The 545-nt window shown below is 47.7% G+C and carries 1 protein-coding gene; it reads right to left on the bottom strand.

Annotated features, from left to right (window positions below):
- Positions 1-545: glycosyltransferase (locus MUW49_RS18345; protein WP_348521190.1), on the bottom strand; the 545-nt coding region annotated here is incomplete at both ends.

The following is a 545-nucleotide window of genomic DNA, read 5'->3' as shown; positions in this document are numbered from 1 at the left end:
CAAATAATCCACCTGCTCATAAGCATCGGCCAAAGCCTGTATGTCAGGCACATGAACACCACCACCGGCAAAGGTAAACCGTAGCTTGCCACCTTGCTGCAAGTAAGCACGAATGGCCGACATCAACAATGGGATACGCTGCAACCGACCAGCATTACCACAGTACACAATGTCTTTAGTACGTTCTTCTACTGATACGGCCGTTACAGGGAAAGACGGATTATCCAGCAACAATATAGGGCTTGATGTATTACTACGTTGTTGAATATAAACCTTCATATCTTCCGATAACGTAACAATGCCAGCAGCGTGGCGCAGTGTGTAATTGTCTACAGCCGTCAGTATCCGCAGCAATAACCGATTCAATGGAATAACAATGTCTGCCGCTTCAGGGTGAATATCCTGCAGGTGATACACATACCGAGCACCAAACAACCGGCAGTAGAGTGCCACTATAAATGGCACCACGACTGGTGGATTGGTAGACACATACACATTGGCCGGCTTGGCGCGCACCAAACTGACCAATGTCCACAGCATAAAGA

This window comes from Aeromonas sp. LsrichE-8G, assembly GCF_022869435.1.
GTDB classification, from domain to species: Bacteria; Pseudomonadota; Gammaproteobacteria; order Enterobacterales; family Aeromonadaceae; genus Aeromonas; species Aeromonas caviae.
The sequence above is the reverse complement of the archived record's forward strand: the minus strand, read 5'-3'. Positions and strand labels throughout refer to the sequence as shown.